This is a genomic window from Candidatus Methylomirabilota bacterium, from assembly GCA_035709005.1.
Classification (GTDB): domain Bacteria; phylum Methylomirabilota; class Methylomirabilia; order Rokubacteriales; family CSP1-6; genus 40CM-4-69-5.
The window spans coordinates 62,592-76,756 of the sequence record DASTFB010000102.1 but is presented as its reverse complement, the minus strand read 5'-3'; the positions used below and the strand labels follow the sequence as shown (position 1 = coordinate 76,756).

The following is a 14,165-nucleotide window of genomic DNA, read 5'->3' as shown; positions in this document are numbered from 1 at the left end:
TCCCCCTGTCACGGTGCCCCTCGTGCGGCCGTCGTCAGGGCATTGTCGCATTGAGGAACCTCGTGCGGCCTGGCCGTCAGGGATCCGAACCCTGGACCCCCTGATTAAAAGTGGAGGGCCGGTGATGAGCCGGCCCTCCTCGCCTTCCGGGCACTTGACGTGTAACCGCGTGGCTCGTCTATCCGCTTACTCACGATTGCTCGCGACACGGACGAGCTATCGCGATAGGCGTGGACGCGAGATCACCGAGATTCCGCCGGTCGTTCAGCGCAAGATAGCGCAAACACGGAGGCCGAGCACCACGCGCGTCATGCCGCGGTCTCCCGGGCGAGCGCCTGGACGAATTCACGATACGCGTCCGGGCCACGCGCTTCCCACGTCTCGAGGCACGCGCTCCCGACGATCGCGATGTCGGCGAGGCCACGGAGCGCGCAGACGTCCGCGGGAGTCCGGATGCCGAAGCCGAGCGCAAGAGGCAGCGACGTCGCCATCCTGCACCTCCCGAGGAAGTCCGCCACGCCCTGCGAAAGGTCGGTCTGCTTGCCGGTGACGCCCTTCCGGCCAAGACAATAGACGAACCCCGACGCCTGCCGGCCGATTTCACGGAGCCGCTCCGTCGAGTTCGCCGGCGTCATGAGGAGGATGGTATCGAGCGCATGCGCGCGCGCCGTCGCGTTGAGGTCGGCCGCTTCCGCCGGCGGCAGGTCGGCGACGATGAACCCGCGCATCCCGGCCGCCGCCAGGCGCGCGCAGAAGCGCTCACCGCCCATGCGGAACACGCTGTTGTAGTAGCCCATGAAGAGCATCGGGAAGCGGAACCTGGACACGGCGCGCGCCGCGAAGTCGAAGTAGGTGGTCCACGACGTGCCGGCCCGGATCGCCTCCTGGTTCGCCTTCACGAACCGCGGGCCGTCGGCGATCGGCTCGCTGAACGGAAGCTGCAGCTCGACCAGGTCCACTCGGGCGGCGTCCATCGCCTCGAGCATCGTCCAGTTGGCGTCGAGCGACGGATAGCCGACCACCAGGTGCGTCATGAGCAGGATCGGCTTCTTCGCGAGCCCGTCGCGCACGTCGCGCTCGAGGCCGGTGGCGTCCACCCGCGTCATCGCGCGGCTTTCTCGCGGAGAAACCGCTTCCAACGCTCGTCGCCGAGCGCTTCCGCGACGGTGAAGATGTCCTTGTCGGCGCGACCGGACTGGTTGACGAGGATCGCATCGGCGCCGGAGAGGTGCGGGGCTTCCTTCAGGGCCGTGACGAACGCGTGCGCGCTCTCGAGCGCGGGCAGGAGCCCCTCGCGCCGGATCACGAGGCGCAGCGCCTCGACCACCTCCGCGTCGGTGGCGGCCTCGAAGCGCACCCGGCCCTGCGCGTGCAGGTGGGCGAGGATCGGGCCGACACCGATGTAGTCGAGGCCCGCGGCCACGGAGCACGTGTCGTGCATGAGGCCTTCGTGGTTCTGGAGGAACACGCTCTTGTAGCCCTGCGCGACGCCCGGACAGCCGCGCCCGCCGGCGAGGCGCGCCGCGTGCTGTTCCGTGTCGACCCCCTTGCCGCCGGCCTCGACGCCGACGAGCTCGACGGAGGCGTCGTCGAGGAAGCCGGCGAAGATCCCGGAGGCGTTCGAGCCCCCGCCCACGCAGGCGTAGACCCGGCGCGGAAGGGCGCCCGTGATCCGCAGCATCTGCGCCCGCGCTTCCTGACCGATGATCGACTGGAAGTACGTCACCATCCGGGGAAATGGATGCGGACCGCACACCGTCCCCAGGACGTAGTGCGTGTCGGCCATCGACTCGGCCCAGTCGCGAAGACACGCGTTGATCGCGTCCTTCAGCGTGCGCGTCCCGTCCGTCACGGCGACGACGTCCGCGCCGAGCTGCTCCATCCAGAAGACGTTCGGCCGCTGGCGCGCGATGTCGTCCTCGCCCATGTAGATCGTGCAGGCCAGGCCCAGCCGCGCGGCCATGGTGGCGGTGGCGACGCCGTGCTGCCCGGCCCCGGTCTCGGCGATCACGCGCCGCTTCCCCATGCGCCTGACGAGCAGCCCCTGGCCCATGACGTTGTTCACCTTGTGGGCGCCGGTGTGGTTCAGGTCCTCCCGCTTGACGTAGATTCGGGCGCCCCCGAGGAGGCGTGTCAGGTTCTCGCAGTACGTCACCGGCGTCGGCCGGCACGAGTAGGTGACCATCACGTCGACGTACTCGCGCCAGAACGCGGGATCGTTCCGGGCGTCGTCGAAGGCGGCGCGCAGCTCGGCGAGCGTCTCGTGGAGGATCTCGGGCACGAACGCGCCGCCGAATTCCCCGTAGTAGCCTTCGCGGCCGGGCGCGAACTGGAAGAGCTCCGTGGACATGGCGATCATCCTTGATTGGTGGCCGCGCTCAGGCTCCGGGCGAGCGGGGCGTCGATGACGAGGACGTCGAGGAGGCCGCCGCGCGCGACCGCGAGGACGGAGTCGCGCTTCTGCGCGCCCGCGGCCAGGCCCACCCGCACCGGGACCCGGCGGAGCTGGTCGTGGGTGATGCCGAGCACGCGGCGGTCGAGCGCGGTCGCGCAGAGCCCGCCCCGGGCGTCGAAGAACAGGCACCCGACACTCGCGACGGCGCCCCGCGGCACGACCGCGCGCTTCCCCGCGCTCGCCGCGGCGACGATGGGATGATCCTCCGCCACGATGCCGATCCCCAGGTAGGCGCTGTCGAGCGCGCCGTACCGTTCGACGACGTTCCGCACCCGCGGCTCCGCGCGCAGGGAGCGCATGAGCGTCTCCGTACGCACCACCGCCGGCGCGCTGAGCACGTGATGCGTCCCGCCCGTGCGCCGCCGCAGCTCCTGGCAGAGGAACGAGCCGTCGTAGTCCTCGCCGGTGTCCCAGAGCGCACCCACCAGCGGGACGATCTCGATCGGCACGGGCCGCGGCGGGGCCACCGCCTGCACGAAGGCCGAGAGCGTGGTGCCGGCCGTGAGCCCGACCACGTCGCCGCGTCGGACCGCGCGCTCGAAGAACCGCGCGCCGAGGCTGCCCACGGCCTCGATCCCGCCCTCGTCCGCGACGCGCAGCTCCTTGACCCCGAGCCGCCGCTGCAGGCCGCTCCAGTCCTCGCTCCCGGTCGTCTCGCGCACGCGTATCTCGACGATCTTCGAGTCGCGCGCCCGCCGCAGGAGCCGGCTCACGCCGGGCCGGGAGATGCGGAGGAGCCGGGCGATCTCGGCCTGGCCCCGTTCCTCGAGGTAGTAGAGGCGGCTCGCGCGGACGAGGAGCTCGGCGTCGGTGGAGGTTGAACGGATGCTCATGAGGCGAATATTTGTGCACAACCAGGAGCCAAAGGCAAGAGGGCCTGCTTGACGGGGAACCAGGGAGCGGAAGCGAGGAGCAGGATGCCTCACTTCTTCAGGTAGGCCTCTCGCGCCTCCTGGACAGCTTTCCAGTCCCCCTCGAGGGCCTAACGTTGAGGGTCTCACGGGGCTGCGAATGGGAGGCGATGTAGCGGCAGCACCGATCGTGGACGGGCATGATCTTCTCCACGGTGGCCTTGGCCCGATCACATCTGATCTCCGGGAGCTCGGTCATCCTCATGTTCGCGATGAGCGCCTGCTGCGCTTCTCCCGTCGCCTTCCGCGCGTGCTGGATCAGGTCATTGATCTTGCCCCGCAGGGCAGCAACCGTGTCGACCGCGGATGCGTACCCTTGCTCACGATGCCGACGCGTTCGCCGTCGCTCTGGACGTGATAGAACGCGCACTCCGCCGGGCGCTTTTCGAAGTGTGAGAGGAGTTCGGTCGTAAACCAGATGTGTACGTAAAGACGATGACCTGCCGCTCTTCGGAGAGCCCCACGATCCGGCCCACCACCTCGCTCATCCACCGGCAGTCGAGGCTCGTGATCGGATCGTCGAAGACCACGGGGGCGGAGGTTGCTTCAACCTCACCTCGGCAAGAACAGGGCGATGACTTTCTGCTCCCCTTCCGAGAGAGCGTCTCGCTCGGCCGGCGGTGGCCGGGAGCGACAGCTTTCCGCCTGGCGACCTGACCCTGCCGGCCGGGAAATTCGAGACGAATCCTGGGCGCACGAAGCTTCTCACACTCCTCCTCGAATCGCCGGCCGAAGTCCTGATTGAGGAGTTGATCGCTCGCGGCCTTGACGGGCTCCGTGAGGGATCGCAGCGCGCCGGGCAGCCGACGCGAGTGCGCCTTCCCCTTCTCGGCCCACCTGGGACCGGATCGACCGGTCGCGAGGCGTGGTCCGGCTGGAGCTCACCAAGAGCGGCCGGCGTCGTGAAGTGCCCGTCACACCTTCGCCTCGTGGCTCGTGCAGCGGGGGCGGACGCTGAAGGAGGTGCAGGAGGCGCTCGGCCACCAGACGATCACCATGGCGATGCGCTACAGCCACCTCGCCCCCGATCACCTCCGCGCGGCCGTCGCCGTGCTGGACGGCGTTCTCTCCTCTCCAGAGTCCGAGCCCACCAAAGTTTCAGCGCAAGAGCCCGTCGCGGTCAGTGGGGTGTCGGTGAAGTAACTGAAGTTGTTGGTGAGCCGTCAGGGATTCGAACCCTGGACCCCCTGATTAAAAGTCAGGTGCTCTACCAACTGAGCTAACGGCTCGGGGCGAGTTTACCGGGCGCTCGGGGACGTTGCCAGGGCTTTGTGCCCTGAGCGGGACGTCACCGACGAGCCTGCTCGCACCGGTACACGTCGGCCGTCATGTAGTCCTGGAGGCCGAAGTACCCGCCTTTGGACTTCCGCTCCGGTGTCAGAAGCGCGACGTTGCCGCCGACCCGCGCCGCCTTTCGCTGGAGGTCCTCCAGCTCGTTGTCGGCGACGGTGCCGATCACCTGACAACTCTGAACCAGGCTGGCGTCGGTGACGACACGCACGCGGCCGGGTTCCTTCGATGCGCAGCCCGCGTGTGCCGCCAGCACCAGACCGATCAGCGTCGCGGCTACCCGACGGCCCAGCCCCGGCTCCCTTGGGCGGCTCAGGCGGCACGCTCCCCGGCGCGATCGCTCACCCCGTGGACACCGGCGCTGCGGGCGCAATGGGCGCAGCAGTAAAAATGTCCTTCCGACTCGATCCCGTGGCCGATCACCCGACACTGGCAGTGCTCGCACACCGGAGCCAGCCGATGGACCGCGCACTCGAAGCTGTCGAAGACGTGATGGTTGCCACCCGAGATCACTTCGAACGCTTTGTCGTACACGTTGCCGCACACTTCACACTGAGGCATGGCTGTCCTCCCTGAGCGGGAGCGCATGCGAAGAACGGGCCATCGTCTCGGGGTGGCGGGCTAGAGGTCGTCGGGGACCCGGTGCTCGCGGCCGTCCATGGTCTTGGCGACCAGATCGATGAGCTCGGCGGGCTCGATGGGCTTGGAGGCGAACGCCTGGAACCCGATGGCGAGGGCGCGGGCTCGATCCTCGCCGCCGGCGTAGGCGGTGAGGGCGACGGCCGAGACCGGGTCCCTGCCACGAATGCGCTCCATGGCGCGGACTGCGCCGAGAAGTTGGTAGCCGTCCATCCCCGGCATCGAAAGGTCGCTGACCAGGACATGGACCGAGGCCTGGCGCAGGTAGGCGAGCGCCTCTTCCGCGGACCGAGCCAGCTGGACGACGGCCCCGGCCTGCTCGAGCACCATCCCGATCAGCTCGCCGGAGTCGGTATGGTCGTCGACCACCAGGACCCGCACCCCGGCCAGGTGACCCGGGACGGTCTTGAGCTCCAGCAGCTCGCGGCCTGCGCCGTCGTGCTCCAAGATAGCCTCGCGCAGAGGCATCACCGGCAACTCCACGGTGAAGGTGGCGCCCCGGTCACGTCCCTCGCTGTGGGCGCGCACCGTCCCCCCGTGCAGCTCGACCAGGTGGCGCACGATCGCTAGCCCCAGCCCCAGACCGCCGTAGGCCCGGGTGCTCGTGCTGTCGGCCTGGCGGAAGCGGTCGAAGATGTCCGACAGCAACTGCGGCTCCACGCCCTGCCCGGTATCGCGCACGGCCAGGCGCACGGTCGCCTGGTGGCGCTCCAGGACAACCTCGACCTCGCCGCCCGCCGGCGTGAATTTGATGGCGTTAGACAGCAGATTCGCCACCACCTGATGTAGCCGCATGGGGTCGCCGTACACTGGCCCCGCCCCGGGATCGAGCCGATGCCGCAGGCGTAATCCCTTGGCCTGGGCGCTGTCGGCAAGGGAGGTGACCACCTGCTCCACCACGCCCACCATCTCCACGACGCGCTTCTCCAGCTGCAGCTTGCCGGCGATGATCCGGGACACGTCGAGCAGGTCGTCCACCAGCTTCGCCTGTAACTGGGTATTGCGGTCCAGGACGTCCAGGGCGTGGGCCATCCGTTCTTCGTCGAGTTGCCCGCCGCGCAGGATCCGCAGCCAGCCGACCATCGCGTTGAGCGGCGTGCGGAGCTCGTGGGAGAGCGTGGCCAAGAACTGATCCTTGGCCCGGTTGGCCGCCTCGGCCTCCACCCGGGCCTCCTGGGCTCCCGTGTAGAGCTGGACGATTCTGATGGCCAGCCCGGCCTGATCGGCCAGCGCCTGCAGGAGACCGACTTCACCGGGCGAGAAGCGGCGCGTCACGTTATCGATGAGGGCGAGCACGCCGAGCACCTCGCCCTTGACCACCAGCGGGGCGGCCAGCACCGCATGGTGGTCGGTGGCGGCCAGGCGAGCCCGAACGTCCTCGCTGAGCACGACGTCGGGCTCGCGCAGGATGTCCGACGTCCAGACCGGCCGGCGTTCCGCCATGGCCCGGGCCCCCAGCCCCGTGCCCGGGGAGGTGACGTGGCCGCGCGGAAAGATGTTCGGAGATTGGCCCGCCGAGGCCGCGACGACGAGCGAGCCGTCGAGCTGCCGGAGCTGCAGCACGGCCGATTCGACTTCGAACAGGCGGGGGACGTTCTGGACAGTACGCTCGGCCACGGCCGAGAGATCCAGATCCTCGGTCAGGACACGGGCCAGGCGGACGAGCTCCTCGGCCTCGAGCCGCCTCCGCTCGGCGTCCCGACGGGCAGTCTGCTCGCGCTCGAAGAGGCGGCCGCGCTCCTCTTCGGCGCGCTTGAGCTCGGTGGCGTCCAGCATGGAGCCCACCATGCGCAGGGGGCGCCCCATCGAATCGCGCCGGATGCAGCCGCGGTCGGTGACCACGGCGTGAGTGCCGTCAGCCTTCCGGAAACGGTACTCCTCGGCCCACAGCTCGGCTCCGGCCTCGATGGCGGTCTGCAGCGATCGGCGAACGCGCTCACGGTCGTCGGGGTGGATGTGCTCGATCCACCAGGCCTGGGAGCCTTTGATGCCCACGCTGAGCTGCGGGTCGTACCCGAACACCGTCTTGAGCGCGTCGCTCCAGACGAATTCTCCGGTGACGACGTTCCAGTCCCAGATGACGTCGCTGATGGCCCGGCCGACGAGCCGGTAGCGCTCCTCGCTCTCCTGCAGGGCCACCTCCCCCTGGGCCCGCTCGATGGCGATCGACGCCGTGCGCGCGAGGATCTCGACCGTGCGGCGCTCGCGCTCGGTGGCCGGCCGAGCCAGACGGAAGTAGGTGGTGAAGGAGCCCAGGACCTGTCCCGTCGAGGAGAAGATCGGCACGTCGATCGCCGGTGGGCCATCCGAGGCGCTCGGCGCCGACCCGTACGTCGCCCGGCCGCCGTCGCGGTCCGCGAGCTGGATCGCGACCAGCGCATCGGGCGTCTCCTGCCCGGCGGCCCGGGCCAGCGCCTCCAGCACCGTAGCCAGCGGCGCTCCGGTGGCGATCAGCTCCAGGGCCGCCTTCTGACTGGCCAGCAACGTCTCGGCGTCCCGGCGTTCGCGCCCGGCCATGGCGATGGCCCGGGCCAGCGCATCCATCTCGACAACCGGCGACGAGGCGACGGCCGGCGCCTCACCGCGCCCGAGCGACTCCGCGGAGGCGGCCAGGTCGGCCAGCCATCTGGCCAGGCGACGGGCCAGGAGCCCGGCGCCGAGCGCCGCGGCCAGCACGAAGATCAGCCCCCCGATCACGACCGTCTGCAGTGACCCCCAGAACCGGCCGTCGATGACCGCGGCGTCGGTGGCCAGGGCCACTGTCCAGCCCGAGGCGGGCGGCCGCACGTAGGCCGCGTAGGTCGCGCCCCCCTGCCCGTTGTCGCCCCGGACCCAGCCCTCGGGGCCGGAGGCGTCGCCGAGGAGGCTCGCCGCCGTGATGGCCTGGAATCGATCGCCATCGTCGGTCCGGGCGACGATGCGCCCGCGGGCGTCGAAGACGACGCACACCGAGCCGGCGGGCAGGCGCTGGGCCGTCAAGACATCGTGGATGGCCTGGGTCGACACCACCGCGGTGACGACGTATTCGAGCCGTCCATCGCGCATCACCGGGACCCGAACCGGATAGTGCCAGACGCCCGTGACGGGCCCGCGGACGAGGCTGCCCACGACCGGCTGACGGCTCTCGGTCAACCGATCGAAGCTCTTCTGATCCACGGGCGACGGCAGCGGCGTGCCCAGGTCGTACATGGTGTTGAGCAGCTGGGCGCCCGAAGGGGAGAAGACGGCGACGGCGATCCAGTTGGGATGCGTGGCCACGACCCGGCGAGCGTCGTCGTAGAACGTCCGCAGATCGTGGCGCTCCAGATGCTGGGACGCGGCGAAGGCCCGCAGCGCGGTGATCGAGCTGAGCAGCTCGCGGTCGACAGCGGTGGCCAGCGCCCCGGCGGTATCGCGCGTGCCTTCCTCGATGACCGCCCGCGCTTCGTACGCGCGATACCCGATCAGGATGCTCGCGAACAGCAGCACGGGCAGCAACGCCGCCAGCACGAGAACGACGAGGTAGGCGCGCGTCGACAACCGCCGGCTGCCTGGGGGGGACGCCGTCGTAGGCCCCTGGAACGTGCTCATGAGGGCTCCAAAGAGCATACGCGGGGCCGGACCCCGTCGCCATCGACTCTCCGCGTCGTAGGAAAAGTTTTTCCCACCGGCCGCGGCCAGCCTTCAGAGGAGGCTGGTACGAACGGAGGGGAACCAGCGGTGCAGCGGCGAATCCTCGCAGAGGATGGTGTCGTCCCGCTGGGGCCCCGTGGAGATCATGCAGAACGGCACGCCGATCAGCTCCTGAAGCTGCTCGAGGTACCGGCGGGCCTTGGCCGGCAGATCACCTTCGAGCTTCGCGTGGCCCGTCGGAGTCAGCCAGCCCGAGACCTCCTCGTAGACCGGCTCCACCTCGGCCAGGACCGCCTCTTCCTGCGGAAAATCGGTGAGGACGTCCCCCCGATACCGATAGCCCGTGCAGATCTTCACCGTCTCGCACTGATCGAGCACGTCGAGCTTGGTGAGGGCCACCGTGTCGAAGCCGTTGACGCGCACCGCGTAGCGCAGGACCACGGCATCGAACCACCCGCATCGTCGCGGCCGCCCCGTGGTGGCGCCGTACTCGTTGCCGCGGGCGCGGATCTCCTCGGCGATGCGGCCGCTCATCTCCGTGGGCAGCGGTCCGCCGCCCACCCGCGTGGTGTAGGCCTTGGCCACGCCGAGCGCCCCGTGGATCCGGGTGGGGGGCACCCCCGTACCCGTCGTCGCCCCGCCCACCGTGGTGGAGGACGACGTGATGTAGGGATAGGTGCCGTGGTCGATGTCGAGCATCGTGCCCTGGGCGCCCTCGAACAGCACCTGGTAGCCGCGCTCGATCCAGTTCGACAGCAGCAGGGCCGTATCGGTGACGTAGGGGGCGAGCCAGCCCGCGTAGCGCCGATACTGGTGGTAGATGGCCTCCACCGTGAAGGTCTCCGCGTCGTAGAGCTCGCGCAGGAGGCGGTTCTTCTGGGCGACGTTGTATTCGAGCTTGGCCCGGAACAGCCGCTCGTCCAGCAAGTCACCCATGCGAATGCCGACGCGGGCCGCCTTGTCGACGTAGGCCGGCCCGACGCCGCGGCCGGTGGTGCCGATCCGCCGCGGGCCCAGCTTGGCCTCGGAGGCCAGGTCCAGGGCGGGATGGTACGGCAGGATGAGGTGGGCGTTCTTGGAGATGAACAGCGTGCCGTCGAGCCCGACGCCGCGCTGCACCAGCGATTCCATCTCCTCGATGAGCGAGCCGGGATCGACCACGACCCCGCACCCGATGACGCACCGGCAGCCGGGGTGCAGGATGCCGGAGGGAATCGAGTGCAGGACGTACTTCTCGCGCCCGACCACGACGGTGTGGCCGGCGTTGTTGCCGCCCTGATACCGGACCACGACATCCACGTGGGGAGCCAGCACGTCCACGACCTTACCCTTGCCCTCGTCCCCCCATTGCGTGCCGGCCACGACGATGTTAGGCATGCCGCGCCCCCCGTACGCCGGCCAGGAGCGCCTCCGGATCTTGCAGCGCCGCCCGGATGGCGAGCCGCTCCCGGACGCCGGTCTTGAGGTCGAGCACCAGCATCTCTCCCGTCTCCGTGTCGGGGCTGCCCACGATCAACACGCGGGCCACGCGCTGGCTCCGGGCGTACGCCAGGGAGTCCTCGAGCCCACGGGTGACGATGTCCCGAGCCACCGAGGCCCCGCAATCCCGCAGCCGGCGTGCCAGCGACAGCGCCGCGGTCTTCTCCCGGGTGGAATCGACGATGAAGAAGTCGGGGCCGGTCAGCTCCACGGTCACCCCCTGGGCCTCCATGACGCTCAGCGCCCGGGCCACGTCGAAGGCGAACCCCACCGCCGGGCAGGCGTAGCCGAAGCGTTCCAGCATCTGGTCGTACCGCCCGCCCGCGGCCACGGCGGCCCCGAAGTCGGCCACGTAGGCTTCGAAGTACGTCCCCGAATAGTAATCGAAGCCGCGAACCTCGCCCAGGTCGAGCAGGACGGCGTCGGCCAGCCCGTAGATCGTCAGCAGCCGATGGACCTCGCCCAGGTTGGCCAGCGCGCGCTCGGAGCGGGCGTTGCGGGCGAAGCGCGCCGCCCGCTCCAGGACCTCGGCCCGACCGAACAGAGCCGGCAGCGCCAGCAGGGCTTCGCCGACGTGGGGGGGCGGGGCCAGGGCGCCGACGAGGCGTTCCAACGACGACACGTCCTTCCGGGCGAGGGCCGTTCGCACCTCGCGCAGACGGCTGCCGTCGACCGTCAGCTCCTCCGTCAGGCCGCGAAAGAAGTCGGGATGGCCCACGTCGATCTGGAAGCGGCTGAGCCCCAGCGCGCGGAGCCCCTCGACCGTCATGGCGATCAGCTCGGCCTCGGCCTCGGGCTTGTCCAGGCCGATCAGCTCCACGCCGGCCTGAGAGAACTCCCGGTAGTGCGCCAGCTGGGGCTCGTCGTAGCGGAAGACGTTGGTGACGTAGCAGAGGCGGATCGGCTTGCCCTCGTCGCGCAGCCGGGTGGCGACGATGCGGGCCACCTGGGGCGTGATGTCCGCCCGCAGCGCGAGCATCCGTCCCGTCTCGCGGTCGACGAACTTGAACATGTTCTCCTGGAGCGCCTGGTCGGTGCCGCTGGCGATGGCGTCGAAGAACTCGAAGGTGGGGGTGACGATCTCGCGATAGCCCCAGCGCCCGAAGACCTCGAACAACCGCGTCTCGACGTGGCGCTTGCGGGCCGCTTCGTCGGGCAGGTAGATGCGCGTGCCCTTGGGGAGCTGGGTGGGCAGCGGCTTCACGGCGCCACCTCCGCCTCCTCCAGGTGCGCCAGCGTGTTCATCCGATGCAGGGTGACCCAGTCCTTGCGGTACTCCAGCTCGGAGATGCCGCCCGGTGTGGCCTCGACCGTCCACAGTCGGTCGAGGTCGAGACCCAGCGCGTCCAGGACCAGCAGGCGAATGACCATCGCGTGCGATACCAGAATGACCGTCTGGCCATCGTGCTGGCTCCGCAAGGCCTCGAGGCCGGCGGCCACGCGGGCGGCCACCGCCGCGACCGACTCGCCATCCGGTGCGGTCACCGCCGTCGGGCTCGTCCGCCAGGCCTCCCACTCGCGGGGGAAGCGGGCGGCGACCTCCTCGCGCGTCAGCCCTTCCCACTGCCCGAAGCCCATCTCACGAAACGCCCCGTCCAGGCGCACGGGCAGCCGGTGGGGCCTGGTCAGGATCTCGGCCGAGGTCCGCGCCCGCTCCAGGGGGCTGGCCCACACCGCGGCTGGCCGACTCTCGGCCAGGGCCCGAGCCACCGCCTCGCACTGCCGCCGGCCGTCCTCGCTGAGCGGGATGTCGCGGCTGCCGGCGAATCGACGCGCGCTGGACCATTCGGTGGCCCCGTGCCGTACGACGAACAATCGCAAGCTCATGACAACCCCGCCATTCTAGCCCCTTTTCTGGGTATCCTGAAGGCGCGCCGGAGCACCGCCGCCGAGGAGGAGCGCATGTCACGCGCGTGGATCGTGGGGAGCCTCATGCTCACCGCCGGCCTGTTCGGCGGCTGCCTGGCGGTCGACGTGTCCGAGCCGCGAGCGCGCCCGGGCGCGGGAATCACCGTCTGGGGCACCGGCAAGGTCGCCGTCGTGCCGGACACCGCGCTGGCACATCTCGGCGTCGAGCTACGCGCGCCCAGCCTGTCCGACGCGACGGCGCAGGCGGCGCGGCAGATGCAGGCGGTGCTCGAGCGGCTGAAAACCCTCGGCGTGAGCGAGCGCGACATCACGACGGTGGCGTACTCGGTGGATCCGGTGACGGCCCCGCGGCGGAGCGAAGACGAGGGCGCCCGCATCGCCGGTTACCGGGTGGTCAACGTGGTGCAGGTGCGCATCCGCGAGCTGACCGCCGTGGGGCGTCTGGTGGAGGCGGCCATGGCCGCCGGCGCCACCACGATCCGCGGCGTCCGCTTCAGGGTCTCCGACCCCGCCAGGGCCGAAGCCGAGGCCCGCGCCCTCGCCGTGCGCGACGCCCAGACCAAGGCCGGTCAGCTCGCTGAGGCGGCGGGCCTCCGTCTCGGCGAGCTCGTCAGCCTGACCGACGGTGGCCCGTTACCCCGGCCCGAGCTGGGGGAGCGGTTTGGCGCGACGGTGAGCGCGGCGATGGCGCCGGGACCAGTGGAACCGGGACAGCTGGAAATCACCGTGAGCGTCACCGCCCACTACCGCCTGGCCCGCCAGGGACCTAGACCTTCTCGGCGAAGACCTTCTGGGCGGCGCGCACGCTGGCGCCGAAGTCGACGGGCAGTCCGAGGTCGGCCAGCACCTGCTCCAGCGCGGCCAGCGCCGTGATGACGTCGAACTCGACGGCATACCCCATGTGGCCGAGGCGGAAGAGCTTGCCCTTCATCTCTCCCTGCCCGCCGGCGATCGTGATGTTGTGCGTCTTCGCGAAGGTCGCCACGATGGTTTCGCCGTCGATACCGGCCGGCGCCGTGACCGCGGTGACGGCCGGGCTGGGCGTGGCCCGGGCGAAGAGCTGCAGCCCGAGCGCCTCCACACCGGCCCGGGTGGCCCGGGCCATCCGGTCGTGGCGCCGGAACACGTTCCCCAGGCCTTCGGCGTGCATCAGCCGCAGCGCCTCGCGCAGGCCGACGACGATGCCGACGGCGGGAGTGAAGCGCACGTCGTTCTTGGCGCCCGCTTTGCGCTCGGCAACCAGGTCGAAGTAGTACTTGGGCAGCCGCGAGTGGGCCGTCTGGCGCCAGGCCCGCTCGCTCAGCGCGCAGAAAGCCAGCCCCGGAGGCAGCATGAGCCCTTTCTGCGAGCCGGCCACGACCACGTCCACGCCCCAGGCGTCCATGGGCAGATCGGCGATGCCCAGGCTGGACACCGCATCGACGACGAGCAGGGCGCCCGTGCCCCGCGTGACCTCGGCGTAGCCCCGGACGTCGTGCAGCACGCCGGTCGAGGTCTCGCTGTGCTGAACGAGCACCGCCTTGACCTCGGGCCGCGCGCGCAGCGTTTCGCCCAGCCGCCCCGGCGCCACCGTCGCCCCGAAGGCCGCCTCCAGCGTCACCGTCTGCAGCCCGTAGATCCCGGCGATCTCGGCCCAACGGTCGGCGAACTTGCCCGCCCGGATGATGGCGACCGTGTCCCCGGGCGACAGCGTGTTGACCACCGCCGCCTCCATCGCCCCTGTGCCCGAGCAGGTGAGGAGGACGACGTCCTGCGACGTCTGGAACAGCCACTTGAGCTGCTCGCGCACCTCGGCGAACAGCGCCTCGTACTCCGGAGTCCGATGGTGGATCATCGGCTGCGCCATGGCCAGCAGCACCTGACTGGGGACGGGCGTGGGGCCGGGCGCCATCAGCTGGTATTTCTTCATG

11 protein-coding genes, 1 tRNA gene and 1 pseudogene are annotated in these 14,165 nt (G+C 70.3%); 2 read left to right on the top strand and 11 right to left on the bottom strand.

Going from position 1 to position 14,165, the window contains the following annotated elements; translation table 11 throughout:
• Positions 1-308 precede the first annotated feature (308 nt).
• From trpA to VFR64_19055, 3 genes are read right to left on the bottom strand one after another with little or no spacing between them, the layout of a single operon-like run.
• Positions 309-1,106, bottom strand: a complete 798-nt coding sequence (gene trpA, locus VFR64_19065; protein ID HET9491836.1) for a tryptophan synthase subunit alpha — start codon at positions 1,104-1,106, stop codon at positions 309-311.
• Positions 1,103-2,359, bottom strand: a complete 1,257-nt coding sequence (gene trpB / locus VFR64_19060; GenBank protein HET9491835.1) for a tryptophan synthase subunit beta — start codon at positions 2,357-2,359, stop codon at positions 1,103-1,105. Before trpB ends, trpA begins: the two co-directional genes overlap by 4 nt.
• Entirely contained in the window at positions 2,356-3,288 is a 933-nt protein-coding gene (locus VFR64_19055; GenBank protein ID HET9491834.1) for a sugar-binding domain-containing protein, read from the bottom strand. The genes trpB and VFR64_19055 overlap by 4 nt, the downstream gene beginning before the upstream one ends.
• Before the next feature lie 999 nt (positions 3,289-4,287).
• Between VFR64_19055 and VFR64_19050 the strand changes: the two are divergent.
• A pseudogene (locus VFR64_19050) lies at positions 4,288-4,509 on the top strand (tyrosine-type recombinase/integrase).
• 10 nt (positions 4,510-4,519) lie between these two features.
• Here VFR64_19050 and VFR64_19045 read toward each other — a convergent pair.
• The 7 genes from VFR64_19045 to VFR64_19015 all read right to left on the bottom strand — a co-directional run bounded on the left by VFR64_19045 (position 4,520) and on the right by VFR64_19015 (position 12,213).
• Positions 4,520-4,595: transfer RNA gene (locus tag VFR64_19045), tRNA-Lys, on the bottom strand.
• A gap of 59 nt (positions 4,596-4,654) precedes the next feature.
• A complete protein-coding gene (locus VFR64_19040; GenBank protein HET9491833.1) occupies positions 4,655-4,867 on the bottom strand; it encodes a hypothetical protein in 213 nt (70 codons plus the stop codon).
• Between the two features lie 101 nt (positions 4,868-4,968).
• Entirely contained in the window at positions 4,969-5,217 is a 249-nt protein-coding gene (locus VFR64_19035; GenBank protein ID HET9491832.1) for a hypothetical protein, read from the bottom strand.
• Positions 5,218-5,277: 60 nt separating this feature from the next.
• Complete coding sequence (locus tag VFR64_19030) at positions 5,278-8,865, bottom strand: ATP-binding protein (GenBank protein ID HET9491831.1); 3,588 nt, start codon at positions 8,863-8,865, stop codon at positions 5,278-5,280.
• Between the two features lie 93 nt (positions 8,866-8,958).
• Positions 8,959-10,284, bottom strand: coding sequence for an adenylosuccinate synthase (locus VFR64_19025; protein HET9491830.1), 1,326 nt, complete (start codon positions 10,282-10,284; stop codon positions 8,959-8,961).
• Positions 10,277-11,590 carry an ATP phosphoribosyltransferase regulatory subunit gene (gene hisZ, locus VFR64_19020; protein ID HET9491829.1) on the bottom strand — a complete coding sequence of 438 codons (1,314 nt, stop codon included), beginning with the start codon at positions 11,588-11,590 and terminating at the stop codon, positions 10,277-10,279. The genes VFR64_19025 and hisZ overlap by 8 nt, the downstream gene beginning before the upstream one ends.
• Entirely contained in the window at positions 11,587-12,213 is a 627-nt protein-coding gene (locus tag VFR64_19015) for a histidine phosphatase family protein (protein HET9491828.1), read from the bottom strand. Before VFR64_19015 ends, hisZ begins: the two co-directional genes overlap by 4 nt.
• 75 nt (positions 12,214-12,288) lie before the next feature.
• On the opposite strand from VFR64_19015, the gene VFR64_19010 reads away from it, so the two are divergent.
• Positions 12,289-13,128: an SIMPL domain-containing protein gene (locus VFR64_19010; GenBank protein ID HET9491827.1), complete on the top strand. Its 840-nt coding sequence runs from the start codon at positions 12,289-12,291 to the stop codon at positions 13,126-13,128.
• Here the strand turns inward: VFR64_19010 and VFR64_19005 are convergent.
• A complete protein-coding gene (locus VFR64_19005) occupies positions 13,022-14,164 on the bottom strand; it encodes an alanine--glyoxylate aminotransferase family protein (protein HET9491826.1) in 1,143 nt (380 codons plus the stop codon). The genes VFR64_19010 and VFR64_19005 overlap by 107 nt on opposite strands.
• Position 14,165 lies beyond the last annotated feature (1 nt).